Origin of the sequence: Streptomyces sp. NPDC002328 (assembly GCF_042890065.1) — a bacterium.
GTDB lineage: Bacteria > Actinomycetota > Actinomycetes > Streptomycetales > Streptomycetaceae > Streptomyces.
In genome coordinates this window covers 332328-346442 of record NZ_JBIARQ010000001.1, presented here as the reverse complement: position 1 = coordinate 346442, position 14115 = coordinate 332328, and the positions used below count along the sequence as shown (strand labels likewise).

The 14115-nt window shown below is 70.7% G+C and carries 11 protein-coding genes; 10 read left to right on the top strand and 1 reads right to left on the bottom strand.

The genetic code is table 11. The features are described 5' to 3' along the window. The first annotated feature begins 9 nt into the window (after nt 1-9). From ftsW to ACFYX4_RS01555, 9 genes are all read left to right on the top strand, one after another. Nucleotides 10-1374, top strand: coding sequence for a putative lipid II flippase FtsW (gene ftsW, locus ACFYX4_RS01595; protein WP_389324007.1), 1365 nt, complete (start codon nt 10-12; stop codon nt 1372-1374). A 6-nt stretch (nt 1375-1380) separates the two neighbouring features. Then, nucleotides 1381-2478, top strand: a complete 1098-nt coding sequence (gene murG, locus ACFYX4_RS01590) for an undecaprenyldiphospho-muramoylpentapeptide beta-N-acetylglucosaminyltransferase (RefSeq protein WP_389324004.1) — start codon at nt 1381-1383, stop codon at nt 2476-2478. 89 nt (nt 2479-2567) lie between these two features. Beyond that, a complete protein-coding gene (locus tag ACFYX4_RS01585; protein ID WP_389324001.1) occupies nt 2568-3362 on the top strand; it encodes a cell division protein FtsQ/DivIB in 795 nt (264 codons plus the stop codon). Nucleotides 3363-3650: 288 nt separating this feature from the next. Beyond that, nucleotides 3651-4862: a cell division protein FtsZ gene (gene ftsZ, locus ACFYX4_RS01580; RefSeq protein WP_389323998.1), complete on the top strand. Its 1212-nt coding sequence runs from the start codon at nt 3651-3653 to the stop codon at nt 4860-4862. Then, entirely contained in the window at nt 4859-5587 is a 729-nt protein-coding gene (gene pgeF, locus ACFYX4_RS01575; protein WP_389323995.1) for a peptidoglycan editing factor PgeF, read from the top strand. The genes ftsZ and pgeF overlap by 4 nt, the downstream gene beginning before the upstream one ends. Beyond that, nucleotides 5587-6327 (top strand): YggS family pyridoxal phosphate-dependent enzyme, encoded by a 741-nt coding sequence (locus tag ACFYX4_RS01570; RefSeq protein ID WP_389323992.1) that lies wholly within the window; start codon nt 5587-5589, stop codon nt 6325-6327. Before pgeF ends, ACFYX4_RS01570 begins: the two co-directional genes overlap by 1 nt. Nucleotides 6328-6455: 128 nt before the next feature. Beyond that, nucleotides 6456-7097, top strand: coding sequence for a cell division protein SepF (locus ACFYX4_RS01565; RefSeq protein WP_389323989.1), 642 nt, complete (start codon nt 6456-6458; stop codon nt 7095-7097). 72 nt (nt 7098-7169) lie between these two features. After that, nucleotides 7170-7454 carry a YggT family protein gene (locus tag ACFYX4_RS01560; RefSeq protein WP_020129925.1) on the top strand — a complete coding sequence of 95 codons (285 nt, stop codon included), beginning with the start codon at nt 7170-7172 and terminating at the stop codon, nt 7452-7454. Nucleotides 7455-7508: 54 nt separating this feature from the next. Further along, entirely contained in the window at nt 7509-8765 is a 1257-nt protein-coding gene (locus ACFYX4_RS01555; RefSeq protein WP_389323986.1) for a DivIVA domain-containing protein, read from the top strand. Between the two features lie 238 nt (nt 8766-9003). On the opposite strand, the gene ileS is transcribed toward ACFYX4_RS01555, so the two are convergent. Next, the gene (gene ileS, locus ACFYX4_RS01550; RefSeq protein ID WP_389323983.1) at nt 9004-12150 is read right to left on the bottom strand and encodes an isoleucine--tRNA ligase; all 3147 of its coding nucleotides are present in this window, start codon (nt 12148-12150) and stop codon (nt 9004-9006) included. A gap of 600 nt (nt 12151-12750) precedes the next feature. On the opposite strand from ileS, the gene ACFYX4_RS01545 reads away from it, so the two are divergent. Then, nucleotides 12751-14070: a TraR/DksA family transcriptional regulator gene (locus ACFYX4_RS01545; protein ID WP_389323980.1), complete on the top strand. Its 1320-nt coding sequence runs from the start codon at nt 12751-12753 to the stop codon at nt 14068-14070. Nucleotides 14071-14115: the final 45 nt, after the last annotated feature.

The window sequence follows — 14115 nt, the reverse complement described above, 5'->3', positions numbered from 1 at the left end:
GAGGCCGCGGTGCCCGGTAGCCGTACCGGGCGTCCGCCCGTCCAGCGCACCGTCCGCAGGCCCGCCGCCCCCCGGCCGCCTCGGGACAACCCCGTGCTGCGCCTGTACACGCGGGCGCGCAAGGCCTGGGACCGGCCGCTGACCGCCTACTACCTGATCCTGGGCGGCAGTCTGCTGATCACCGTGCTGGGCCTGGTGATGGTCTACTCCGCCTCGCAGATCAAGGCGTTGCAGATGTCGCTGCCCGGATCGTTCTTCTTCCGCAAGCAGTTCCTCGCGGCCGCCATCGGCGGGGTGCTGCTGCTGGTCGCCTCCCGGATGCCGGTGAAGCTGCACCGGGCGCTCGCCTACCCGATCCTCGCCGGGGCCGTCTTCCTGATGATCCTGGTGCAGGTGCCGGGGATAGGAATGGCCGTCAACGGCAACCAGAACTGGATCTCGCTCGGCGGCTCCTTCCAGATCCAGCCCAGCGAGTTCGGCAAGCTCGCGCTGGTGCTGTGGGGCGCGGACCTGCTCGCCCGCAAGCACGACAGGAAGCTGCTGACCCAGTGGAAGCACATGCTGGTGCCGCTGGTGCCGGTCGCGTTCATGCTGCTCGGACTGATCATGCTCGGCGGCGACATGGGCACCGCGATCATCCTCACGGCGGTCCTGTTCGGCCTGCTGTGGCTGGCGGGCGCGCCGACCCGGCTCTTCGTCGGGGTGCTGTCGGTGGCGGCGGCGATCGGCGTGATCCTCATCAAGAGCAGCCCCAACCGCATGGCCCGGCTCCAGTGCCTCGGCGCGACCGAGCCCCAGTCGGGCCAGGTCGACTGCTGGCAGGCCGTGCACGGGATCTACGCGCTCGCCTCCGGCGGCATCTTCGGCTCCGGGCTCGGCGCGAGTGTGGAGAAATGGGGCCAACTGCCCGAAGCCCACACCGACTTCATCTTCGCCGTCACCGGTGAGGAACTGGGCCTGGCGGGGACGCTGTCGGTGCTCGCCCTGTTCGCGGCTCTAGGCTATGCGGGTATCCGCGTGGCCGGACGCACGGAGGACCCCTTCGTGAGGTACGCCGCGGGAGGCGTGACCACCTGGATCACCGCTCAGGCAGTGATCAACATCGGTGCGGTGCTCGGTCTGCTGCCGATCGCCGGCGTCCCCCTCCCGCTGTTCTCCTACGGAGGGTCCGCCCTGCTGCCGACCATGTTCGCCATCGGGCTGCTGATCGCCTTCGCACGCGACGAGCCCGCTGCGCGGGCGGCGCTTGCGATGCGGCATCCCCGCTTTGGTAGAAAGCGGGGAGCCGGGGGCTCTGCTTCCCTCAGGGGGCCCCGGAGATGGAACACGATGCGACGGCGTGCCTCGGCGGCGCGCTCGTCCGGAGAGCGGTGAATTTCGGTGCATGTCGTACTCGCTGGTGGGGGGACCGCCGGCCACATCGAGCCCGCGCTCGCCCTCGCGGACGCCCTGCGCAGGCAGGACCCGAGTGTGGGGATCACGGCCCTGGGCACGGAACGCGGCCTGGAGACCACGCTCGTTCCCCAGCGGGGCTACGAGCTGGCGCTGATCCCCGCGGTCCCGTTGCCGCGCAAGCCCACCCCCGAGCTGATCACCGTCCCGGGCCGGCTGCGCGGCACGATCAAGGCGACCGAGCAGATCCTGGAGCGCACCAAGGCGGACGTCGTCGTCGGCTTCGGCGGGTACGTGGCCCTGCCCGGCTACCTCGCCGCCAAGCGCCTCGGCGTGCCCATCGTGATCCACGAGGCCAACGCCCGCCCCGGACTGGCCAACAAGATCGGCTCCCGGTACGCCGCCCGGGTCGCCGTCTCCACGCCCGACAGCAAGCTGCGCGACGCCCGCTACATCGGCATCCCGCTGCGCCGCTCCATCGCCACCCTGGACCGGGCCGCCGCTCGCCCGGAGGCCCGCGCGATGTTCGGCCTCGACCCGAACCTGCCGACGCTGCTCGTCTCCGGCGGCTCGCAGGGCGCCCGCCGGCTCAACGAGGTGATCCAGCAGGTCGCCCCGTGGCTCCAGCAGGCCGGCATCCAGATCCTGCACGCGGTCGGCCCGAAGAACGAACTGCCGCACGTCCAGCAGATGCCGGGAATGCCCCCCTACATCCCGGTACCGTACCTGGACCGGATGGACCTCGCGTACGCCGCGGCCGACATGATGCTCTGCCGCGCGGGCGCGATGACCGTCGCCGAGCTCTCCGCCGTCGGACTCCCGGCCGCCTACGTCCCGCTGCCCATCGGCAACGGCGAACAGCGGCTGAACGCCCAGCCGGTGGTCAAGGCCGGCGGCGGACTGCTCGTCGACGACGCGGAACTGACCCCGGAATGGGTCCGGGAGACCGTCCTGCCCGTGCTCGCCGACCCGCACCGGCTGTACGAGATGTCCCGCGCCGCAAGCGAGTTCGGCCGCCGGGACGCGGACGACCTGCTCGTCCGCATGGTGTACGAGGCGATCGCCGCCAGTCGCGCACACCGCTAGGGAACGGATCGGCGGCGAGTGGGCCCGAGGGGCGTTCGGCAGCGGCCGACGCGCCCCGGAGGCGCACCGAGCCAGGAAAGGGAGTGCGCGTGGCCGGACCCGCCACCGCCGAACGCGGTGCACGCAGGCAGGAGTCGTCCGGCCCGCCCCTCGTCCGAAGGCTGGGCCCACGCCGACTTCGTACGATCATCATCATCGCGGTGGTCGTCGTGCTCCTCGGGGCGGGCGCGGTCTGGGCGTTGTACGGCTCGCGGTGGCTGCGCGTGGAGCGCGTCTCCGTGTCCGGCACGGAGGTCCTGACGCCGGCCCAGGTGCGCGAGGCCGCCGCCGTTCCGGTCGGGGCGCCGCTGGTCTCCGTCGACACCGACGCGATCGAGGCGCGGCTGCGCGCGGAACTGCCGCGCATCGACTCGGTGGCCGTGGTCCGTTCCTGGCCTCATGGAATCGGCTTGAAAGTGACGGAACGCAAGCCCGTCCTGCTGGTTCAAAAAGGGAGGAAATTCGTGGAAGTGGACGACCAGGGCGTCCGTTTCGCCACGGTTTCCGTGGCTCCCAAAGGCGTTCCGCTGCTGAAATTGGAAGTGTCCTCCTCCGGTTCGGCCGCCGCGAGCCTGCGCCGCTTCGGCGAGGCCCGTCTGGTCCGCGAGGCGGTCCGGGCCGCGGGAGCGCTTCCGGCCGCCGTCGCCCGGGACACCCGGCTGGTCAAGGTCCGTTCCTACGACGACATCTCGCTGGATCTGAGCGGCGGCCGTACGGTCGCGTGGGGGAGCGCCGAGAAGGGCGCCGCGAAGGCCCGCGCCCTCACCGCCCTCATCAAAGCCTCCCCGAGCGCACGGCACTTCGATGTCAGCGTCCCCACCGCCCCGGCGTCAGCGGGAAGTTGACGCACATCAGCGCAGGCCAGCACCCTGGTTGGGCACCGCTATGGCTGATCACATAGGGTGAAAAGAAAAACGGGAGGTTCGGCGTGTTCGTTGAACGGGCGCCACTTGTCGACTTAGTGTCCTGTTCAGAAGACTTCAAGGAACAGACACACTGGTAACCCTAAACTTCAGGGTTAGGGTTCGGGTCGGCGAAACGGACCGTCCCATTCGGCATCAGTCGCCGGAGCGCGGAGCGCGGAGCGCCCCGTGAACCGGACGACACGTAACTCGAGGCGAGAGGCCTTCGACGTGGCAGCACCGCAGAACTACCTCGCAGTCATCAAAGTCATCGGTGTCGGCGGCGGTGGTGTCAATGCCATCAACCGGATGATCGAGGTCGGTCTCAAGGGCGTCGAGTTCATCGCCATCAACACCGACGCGCAGGCGCTGTTGATGAGCGACGCCGACGTCAAGCTCGACGTCGGCCGCGAACTCACCCGCGGACTCGGCGCCGGAGCCAACCCGGCCGTCGGCCGCAAGGCCGCCGAGGACCACCGCGAGGAGATCGAGGAGGTCCTCAAGGGGGCCGACATGGTCTTCGTCACCGCCGGTGAAGGCGGCGGCACCGGCACCGGCGGCGCGCCCGTCGTGGCCAACATCGCGCGCTCCCTGGGCGCCCTCACCATCGGCGTGGTCACCCGCCCGTTCACCTTCGAGGGACGGCGCCGCGCCAACCAGGCCGAGGACGGCATCGCCGAACTCCGCGAAGAGGTCGACACCCTCATCGTCATCCCCAACGACCGGCTGCTGTCCATCTCGGACCGCCAGGTCTCGGTCCTCGACGCCTTCAAGTCGGCGGACCAGGTCCTGCTCTCCGGCGTCCAGGGGATCACCGACCTCATCACCACGCCCGGTCTGATCAACCTCGACTTCGCCGACGTCAAGTCGGTCATGTCCGAGGCCGGTTCGGCCCTCATGGGCATCGGCTCGGCCCGCGGCGACGACCGCGCGGTGGCCGCCGCCGAGATGGCGATCTCCTCGCCGCTCCTGGAGGCGTCCATCGACGGCGCCCGGGGCGTGCTGCTCTCCATCTCCGGCGGCTCCGACCTCGGTCTGTTCGAGATCAACGAGGCCGCCCAGCTGGTCAGCGAGGCCGCGCACCCCGAGGCCAACATCATCTTCGGCGCGGTCATCGACGACGCCCTCGGCGACGAGGTCCGGGTCACCGTGATCGCGGCCGGCTTCGACGGCGGTCAGCCCCCGGCCCGCCGGGACAACGTCCTCGGCTCGGCCTCGTCGTCGGCCTCGGCCTCGTCGAACCGCCGTGAGGAGCCCGCCCCGGCGCGGCAGCCGGAGAGCCGCCCGAGCTTCGGCTCGCTCGGCAGCGTCACGCCCAAGGAGGAGCCGGAGCCGGCCCCCGAGCCGGTGGCCGACATCCCGGTCGCCCCGCCGGTCCCGCCGTCGCGGACCTACACCGACAGCGCGGCCGAGGAACTGGACGTGCCGGACTTCCTGAAGTGATAGGACAGCGCGAGAGCGCGAGCGGCGCGCACTTCGCCTTCACCGACCGGTGGGGCGGGGTGAGCGCCGCTCCGTATGAGGAGCTCAACCTCGGCGGCGGGGTCGGCGACGACCCCGGCGCCGTGCGCACCAACCGGGAACTCGCCGCGAAGTCGCTCGGGTTGGACCCGCGGCGGGTCGTCTGGATGAACCAGGTGCACGGCGTCGGCGTCGCCGAGGCCGACGGACCCTCGGGCGACGGTCCCGTCCCCGAGGTGGACGCGCTCGTCACCGCCCGGCGCGGTCTCGCCCTCGCCGTCCTCACCGCCGACTGCACGCCCGTCCTGCTCGCCGACCCGGTCGCGGGCGTGGCCGCCGCGGCCCACGCCGGCCGGCCCGGCATGGTCGCCGGGATCGTCCCGGCCGCCGTACGGGCCATGGTGGAGCTCGGCGCCGAACCGGACCGGATCGTCGCCCGCACCGGACCCGCCGTGTGCGGCCGGTGCTACGAGGTGCCGGAGGCGATGCGCGCCGAGGTCGCCGCCGTCGAACCGGCGGCGTACGCCGGGACGAGCTGGGGTACGCCGGCGGTCGACGTGACCGCCGGGGTGCTCGCGCAGCTCGAGCGGCTCGGGGTGCACGACCGGGAGCAGTCGCCGGTGTGCACACGGGAGTCGCAGGACCACTTCTCGTACCGCCGCGACCGCCTCACGGGGCGACTCGCGGGATATGTCTGGCTGGACTGATGGACATGACGGACCGTAGGGACGAACTCGCCGGGAATCTGGCGAAGGTGGAGGAGCGCATCGCCGCCGCGTGCGCGGCGGCCGGGCGCAAGCGCGAGGAGGTGACCCTGATCGTGGTCACCAAGACCTACCCCGCGCAGGACGTGCGGATCCTGTCGGAGCTCGGGGTGCGCCACGTCGCCGAGAACCGCGACCAGGACGCGGCGCCGAAGGCCGCGGATTGCTCGGATCTGCCCCTTTCCTGGCACTTCGTGGGCCAGTTGCAGACCAACAAGGTCCGCTCGGTGGTCGGTTATGCCGATGTCGTGCAGTCCGTCGACCGTTCCAAGCTGGTGACGGCCCTGTCGAAGGAAGCCGTACGGGTCGGGCGCGAACTCGGATGTCTCGTCCAGGTCGCCCTCGACGCGGGGGAGTCCACGACGGGAGGGGCCGCGCGGGGAGAGCGCGGCGGCGTAGCGCCCGAAGGAATCGAAGAGTTGGCCGCTCTCGTCGCGGACTCCCCGGGGCTGCGGATCGACGGACTGATGACTGTCGCACCTCTGACCGGGGAATACGCCGGTCGTCAACGGGCGGCGTTCGAGCGGTTGATGGATTTGTCGACTGACCTGCGCCGAGCCCATCCGGCTGCGAACATGGTCTCCGCAGGGATGAGTGCGGACCTCGAGGAAGCCGTGGCGGCCGGGGCGACACATGTACGCGTCGGCACTGCGGTACTCGGAGTCCGCCCCAGGCTCGGGTAACGTCGCCAAGAAGTCGGACCACAGCAGAAAATATGGTCATTACCGCTGGAAGGCGGGCTTAAGGACCACGTGGATCGCGGGACTTGGCAGTCGTCAGCCGATCCACCACAGAGCGGAGGACTCAGAGCATGGCCGGCGCGATGCGCAAGATGGCGGTCTACCTCGGCCTCGTGGAGGACGATGGGTACGACGGCCGGGGCTTCGACCCCGACGACGACTTCGAACCCGAGCTCGACCCGGAACCCGAGCGGGATCACCGGCGGCACGAGCCGCCACACCAGGCACACGGCGCACATCAGTCCCAAAGGGACGAAGAGGTGCGTATCGTGCAACCGCCCGCGCCGCGCGAGCCGGTGGCCCGGGCCGCTTCGCTCGCCGCGGAATCCGGCCGCCCCGCGCGCATCGCGCCCGTGGCATCCATCACACAAGAACGCCAGTCCCTGGAGAAGAACGCACCGGTGATCATGCCCAAGGTCGTGTCGGAACGAGAGCCGTACCGGATCACCACGCTCCACCCCCGGACCTACAACGAGGCCCGTACCATCGGGGAACACTTCCGCGAGGGCACTCCGGTGATCATGAATCTGACCGAGATGGATGACACAGACGCGAAGCGACTTGTCGACTTTGCGGCCGGTTTGGTGTTTGGTCTTCACGGCAGCATCGAGCGGGTGACGCAGAAGGTGTTCCTGTTGTCGCCTGCTAACGTCGATGTCACGGCGGAGGACAAGGCCCGCATCGCAGAGGGCGGGTTCTTCAACCAGAGCTGAGACACCACACCGGAAACACCGGAAACAGCAGTACGAGTGAGCGCGTAAGCAGGGGAGAGGGAAGCACCGAACATGAGCGTGGTCCTGGATGTCGTCTACATCGCGCTGATGGTCTTCCTCATCGTGCTCATCTTCCGGTTGGTCATGGACTACGTCTTCCAGTTCGCCCGCTCATGGCAACCCGGCAAGGCGATGGTGGTCGTTCTGGAGGCCACCTACACTGTCACCGATCCACCGCTCAAGCTTCTGCGGCGGGTCATCCCGCCGCTGCGTCTCGGGGGCGTGGCGCTCGACCTGTCCTTCTTCGTACTGATGATCATCGTCTACATCCTGATCTCGATCGTGAGCCGGCTGTGAGTCGATGTGAACTACCGTCTTGCCGAATGCCGACGACTACGTTGAGGTGAAGAGATGCCGTTGACCCCCGAGGACGTGCGGAACAAGCAGTTCACGACCGTCCGCCTCCGAGAAGGCTATGACGAGGACGAGGTCGATGCCTTCCTCGACGAGGTCGAAGCCGAACTGACCCGACTGCTCCGCGAGAACGAGGACCTGCGCGCCAAACTGGCCGCTGCCACGCGCGCGGCTGCCCAGAACCAGCAGAACATGCGCAAGCCGCCGGAGCCGCAGGACGGACCTCAGGGCGGTATGCAGCAGGGCGGCATGCAGCAGCAAGGCGGCATGCAGGGGCAGGGTGGCATGCAGCAGGGCGGCATGCAGGGACAAGGCGGCATGCAGCAGGGCGGCATGCAGGGACAGGGCATGCCCCAGCAGGGCATGCGAGGTCCCGGCGCTCCGGTGCCCGCCGGCATATCGGGCCCGCCGCAGCAGCAGATGGGTGGCCCCATGGGTGGTCCGCCCCAGCTGCCGAGCGGTGCCCCGCAGCTGCCCGCCGGTCCCGGCGGCGGTCAGGGCGGTCCCCAGGGTCCCGGCCCGATGGGTCAGGGTCCGATGGGCCAGGGCCCCATGGGTCAGGGTCCGATGGGCGGTCAGCCCCCCATGCAGCAGCAGATGGGCGGTCCGATGGGCGGCCCCATGGGCGGTCCGATGGGCGGCCCCGGTCAGGGTCCCGGCGGTGACAGCGCCGCACGTGTCCTCTCGCTGGCCCAGCAGACCGCGGACCAGGCGATCGCGGAGGCCCGTTCCGAGGCCAACAAGATCGTCGGGGAGGCGCGTTCGCGTGCCGAGGGTCTCGAGCGTGACGCCCGTGCCAAGGCCGACGCCCTGGAGCGGGACGCGCAGGAGAAGCACCGCGTCGCGATGGGCTCCCTGGAGTCCGCCCGCGCCACGCTGGAGCGCAAGGTCGAGGACCTGCGCGGCTTCGAGCGCGAGTACCGCACGCGCCTGAAGTCGTACCTGGAGTCCCAGCTGCGCCAGCTGGAGACGCAGGCGGACGACTCCCTCGCCCCGCCGCGCACTCCGGCCACGGCCTCCCTGCCGCCGTCCCCGGCGCCTTCCATGGCTCCGGCCGGTGCCAGCGCCCCGTCCTACGGCGGCAACCAGGGCATGGGCGCGCCCAGCCCGGCCGCGCCGTCCTACGGCGGGCAGCAGCAGATGTCCCCCGCCATGACCCAGCCGATGGCGCCGGTACGACCGCAGGGCCCCTCCCCGATGGGCCAGGCTCCCTCGCCGATGCGCGGCTTCCTCATCGACGAGGACGACAACTGACGGCCAGTAATACGCCTTAGGCGTCGGCAGCGTTCAAAGGGCGGGCCCCGGATCACGATCCGGGGTCCCGCCCTTTTTACGCGCGTTGCGACCCAAGGGGCGCGGGGCTGTGTCGAGGTGCGGCTCCGCCGGGTGGGCGCGACAAGCCCCCCCACGGCCCGCGCGCGGCGACGGCGGGACGCACAACGGCGGCTGCCCCGCAGGGGGACAGCCGCCGTCGACCCGCTCAGCGCAAGCGCTACACCTTGCGCAACCGGAACGTCAGCGTCAACGCCTCGTCGGTGAACGGAGCGCCGTAGCCGTCATCGGCGTCACCCTGCGCGAAGTCGGTCGACAAGACCTCTTCGGCGATCAGACCGGCGTGCCCCGTCAGCGCGTCGACGGTCGCCGGGTCGGTCGCCGTCCAGCGGAGCGCGATGCGGTCGGCGACGTCGAGGCCGCTGTTCTTGCGGGCCTCCTGGATCAGCCGGATCGCGTCACGGGCGAGGCCCGCACGGCGCAGCTCCTCCGTGATCTCCAGGTCCAGGGCGACCGTCGCGCCGGAGTCGGACGCCACCGACCAGCCCTCGCGCGGGGTCTCCGTGATGATCACCTCGTCCGGGCCGAGGGCGATCGTCTCGCCGTCGACCTCCACCGACGCCGTGCCCTCGCGCAGCGCGAGGGAGAGCGCCGCCGCGTCGGCGTTCGCGACGGCCTTGGCGACGTCCTGGACGCGCTTGCCGAACCGCTTGCCCAGCGCGCGGAAGTTGGCCTTCGCGGTCGTGTCGACCAGGCTGCCGCCCACCTCGGACAGGGACGCCAGCGACTCGACGTTCAGCTCCTCCGTGATCTGCGTGCGCAGTTCGGCGGAGAGGGCGTCGAACCCGGTCGCGGCGATCAGGGCGCGCCGCAGCGGCTGGCGGGTCTTGACGCCCGACTCCGCGCGCGTGGCGCGGCCCAGCTCCACCAGGCGGCGGACCAGGAGCATCTGCCGGGACAGCTCCGGGTCGATCGAGGACAGGTCCGCCTCCGGCCAGGAGGACAGGTGCACGGACTCCGGAGCGCCCGGCGTGACGGGCGCCACCAGGTCCTGCCAGACCCGTTCGGTGATGAACGGGGTCAGCGGGGCCATCAGCTTGGTGACCGTCTCCACGACCTCGTGCAGCGTGCGCAGCGCCGCCTTGTCGCCTTGCCAGAAGCGGCGGCGCGAGCGGCGCACGTACCAGTTCGACAGGTCGTCGACGAAGGCGGAGAGCAGCTTGCCGGCGCGCTGGGTGTCGTACGCCTCCAGCGACTGGGTCACCTGGTCGGTGAGCGCGTGCAGTTCGGACAGGAGCCAGCGGTCGAGGACGGGACGGTCGGCGGGCGCCGGGTCGGCCCCGGACGGGGACCAGCCGCTGGTGCGCGCGTACAGGGCCTGGAAGGCGACCGTGTTCCAGTAGGTGAGGAGCGTCTTGCGGACGACCTCCTGGATCGTGCCGTGGCCGACGCGGCGGGCCGCCCAGGGCGAGCCGCCGGCCGCCATGAACCAGCGGACCGCGTCCGCGCCGTGCTGGTCCATGAGCGGGATCGGCTGGAGGATGTTGCCGAGGTGCTTGGACATCTTGCGGCCGTCCTCGGCGAGGATGTGGCCGAGGCAGACGACGTTCTCGTAGCTGGACTTGTCGAAGACCAGCGTGCCGACCGCCATCAGCGTGTAGAACCAGCCGCGGGTCTGGTCGATGGCCTCGGAGATGAACTGCGCCGGGTAACGGCTCTCGAACAGCTCCTTGTTCTTGTACGGGTAGCCCCACTGCGCGAACGGCATGGACCCCGAGTCGTACCAGGCGTCGATGACCTCGGGCACGCGCGTGGATGTCCGGCCGCAGCCCTCGTGCGGGCAGTCGAAGGTGACCGCGTCGATGAAGGGCCGGTGCGGGTCCAGCTCGGACTGGTCGGCGCCGGTCAGCTCGCTCAGCTCCGCGCGCGAGCCGACGCAGGTGAGGTGGTCGTCCTCGCAGCGCCAGATCGGCAGCGGGGTGCCCCAGTAGCGGCTGCGGGACAGCGCCCAGTCGATGTTGTTGTTCAGCCAGTCGCCGAAGCGGCCGTGCTTGACCGAGTCCGGGAACCAGTTGGTCTTCTCGTTCTCCTGGAGGAGACGGTCCTTGACGGCGGTGGTGCGGATGTACCAGGACGGCTGCGCGTAGTAGAGGAGCGCGGTGTGGCAGCGCCAGCAGTGCGGGTAGCTGTGCTCGTACGGGATGTGCTTGAACAGGAGGCCGCGCTCCTGGAGGTCCTCGGTGAGCTTCTCGTCCGCCTTCTTGAAGAAGACGCCGCCGACCATCGGGACGGACTCCTCGAAGGTGCCGTCCGGGCGGACCGGGTTGACGACCGGGAGGCCGTAGGAGCGGCAGACCTTGAGGTCGTCCTCACCGAAGGCGGGGGACTGGTGGACCAGACCGGTGCCGTCCTCGGTGGTGACGTACTCGGCGTTCACCACATAGTGCGCCGGCTCCGAGAACTCCACGAGCTCGAACGGACGTTGATAGGTCCAGCGCTCCATCTCGGCGCCGGTGAAGGTCTCGCCGGTGGTCTCCCAGCCCTCGCCGAGCGCCTTGGCGACGAGCGGTTCGGCGACGACCAGCTTCTCCTCACCGTTGGTCGCCACGACGTAGGGGACCTCGGGGTGCGCGGCCACGGCCGTGTTGGAGACCAGCGTCCAGGGCGTCGTCGTCCAGACCAGGAGGGCGGCTTCGCCGGCGAGCGGACCGGAGGTGAGCGGGAAACGGACGTACACGGACGGGTCGACGACCGTCTCGTAGCCCTGCGCCAGCTCGTGGTCGGACAGGCCGGTGCCGCAGCGCGGACACCAGGGGGCGACGCGGTGGTCCTGGACCAGCAGGCCCTTGTTGAAGATCTCCTTCAGCGACCACCAGACCGACTCGACGTACTCGGGGTCCATCGTGACGTAGGCGTCGTCCAGGTCGACCCAGTAGCCCATGCGGGTGGTCAGCTCGGAGAAGGCGTCGGTGTGGCGCAGGACGGACTCGCGGCACTTGGCGTTGAACTCGGCGATGCCGAAGGCTTCGATGTCCTTCTTGCCGGAGAAGCCGAGCTCCTTCTCCACCGCGAGCTCCACCGGGAGGCCGTGGCAGTCCCAGCCGGCCTTGCGGGCCACGTGGTAGCCGCGCATGGTGCGGAAGCGGGGGAAGACGTCCTTGAAGACGCGCGCCTCGATGTGGTGGGCGCCCGGCATGCCGTTGGCGGTGGGCGGGCCCTCGTAGAACACCCACTCGGGGCGGCCCTCGGACTGCTCCAGGCTCTTGGCGAAGATCTTCTGCTCGCGCCAGAAGTCGAGCACGGCGTGCTCGAGGGCGGGGAGGTCGACCTGGGCGGGCACCTGGCGATACTGCGGCTGCGTGTTCAACGAGCTTCCTCCGGCGGACGTACTGCCTTCCGTCGGAGGGACGAGAGCCTTCCTGCCTGTCTACGCCGTGTGCGGCGCGCTCCCGCGGTACCACCCTCCTTGGCCCTCCGACGCGTGGTGCGCCTCGGTGGGCCCCCTCATTGGGGTCGCGATGCCGGTTCTACTCGCCCGCGCCTCTCGGGCGGGGCTTTCCTCCGGCGGCTCCGGGGTGATCTTCGCTTCGCGCTCGCCCCCGGGCTTCCACCGTCCCCGGGTCGCTCTGGGCTGCGTACGCCGCTACTCGTCCCCATCCACGCTTTTCGCTCCGCCCAGTGTACGGCGCGGCGACGACGGCGGCCGACCGGTTTTCCGGGCCTGTGGACGAGGGATGGAGGTGGGTCCGGTATGACCCGAATGGTGAGGTGCGCGTGTTCGGATCCTGGGACGGCGAACTGGGCGGATTACCTGGCGAAGAGCTGGGCACAACGCATGCAGGCTCGTCGCGCGGCGTGCGCGAGGCGGGCGAATCGGGCGGTGTGCCCCGTTGCCGCGGGACCCAAGTCGATTTATCGTCCCAGCACGATTCGCGCGCAAGATCACAATATGTGAAGGGGCCGCGGCATGGTGGCGAAGAAGACCGCCGTAGAGCAGTCGGCGTCCGGCAGATCCGCGGACGCGGGCGCCTCCGGCGGCGTGGCCGGGAACAGCGTGCGGGGAGGCAGCGCGTCACGCGCCGTGACGGCGGTGAAGTCGGTGGGGGCGACGGGTGAGGGGGCGGCGTCGGCGCGCGCCGCCAAGGGGGCGAAGAAGGCCGTCGGGGGCGGGAAGGCGGCCGAGGGGGCGGGCAGGGGCGGGGCGGGGGTTGGCGGGACGCCGGGAGGGAAGAAGGCAGCGGGGTCGGGGAAGGCCGGGGCCGCGGGGGCGGTCGGAACAAGGGCGGTGAAGGAGACGGCTGCGAAGAAGGACAGGGGGAGGGGCGCGGCGGCCGGCGCGGTGACCGCGAAGACGGCTGACGCCGAGGCGACGGCGGCGGAGCCGGCCACGACGAAGCCGACCACCGCGAAGCCGACCACCGCGAAGCCCGCCACGGCGAGGGCGACCGCGACGAAGTCGGCTGCCGGGACGAAGCCGGCCGCCGGGGCGACGGATGCAAAGAAGGCTGCGGCCGCCAAGAAGGCGGCGACGACGGGTGCGCGCGGGTCCGGGACGTCACGCGCGGGCGCGAAGGCCGAGGCCGCACCGGCCGGCAAAACCGCTTCGAAGGCGAGGGGCGCCGCGAAGAAGACGGGCGCGCGGGCCGCGGGGGAGGCCGAGGGAGCTTCCGCCGGGGCCGGTGGTGGTGTGGGGCGGAGCGGTGACGGCGGTGCGGTCGGGAAGGGGGGCGGCACGGAAGGCGCCGTCAGGAAGAGCAGGGCCAAGAAAGCGGGCGCGGCCACGGCCGCGGAGCAGACGGGAGCCACGACGGTGGTTGCGAAGAAGACTCCTGGCACGGCCACGGCGGCGAAGACCGCCGTTCCCAAGGCACGGCTCGCCGCGGCGGAGCCGGGCGACCTGGCGGTACGCCCCGGTGAGGAGCCGTGGACCCCGGAGGAGGTCGAGGAGGCCCGCGCCGACCTCCAGTCGGAGTTCGATCGGCTGCGCGCGGAGCTCGCCGCGTCGGAGAAGGCCCTGGCCGGCCTCATGCGGGACTCCGGGGACGGCGCCGGCGACGACCAGGCGGACACCGGGACCAAGAACATCACGCGTGAGCACGAACTCGCGCTGGCCGCCAACGCGCGCGAGATGATGATCCAGACCGAGCACGCCCTGGAGCGGCTGGACGCCGGCACCTACGGCCTGTGCGAGAACTGCGGCAACCCCATCGGAAAGGCCCGTATGCAGGCCTTCCCGCGGGCCACGCTGTGCGTGGAGTGCAAGCAGAAACAGGAGCGGCGGTACTGATCGTCTGCCTCCCTGTGGGCGTGCCGTACTCTCGTCCTCAGTCAG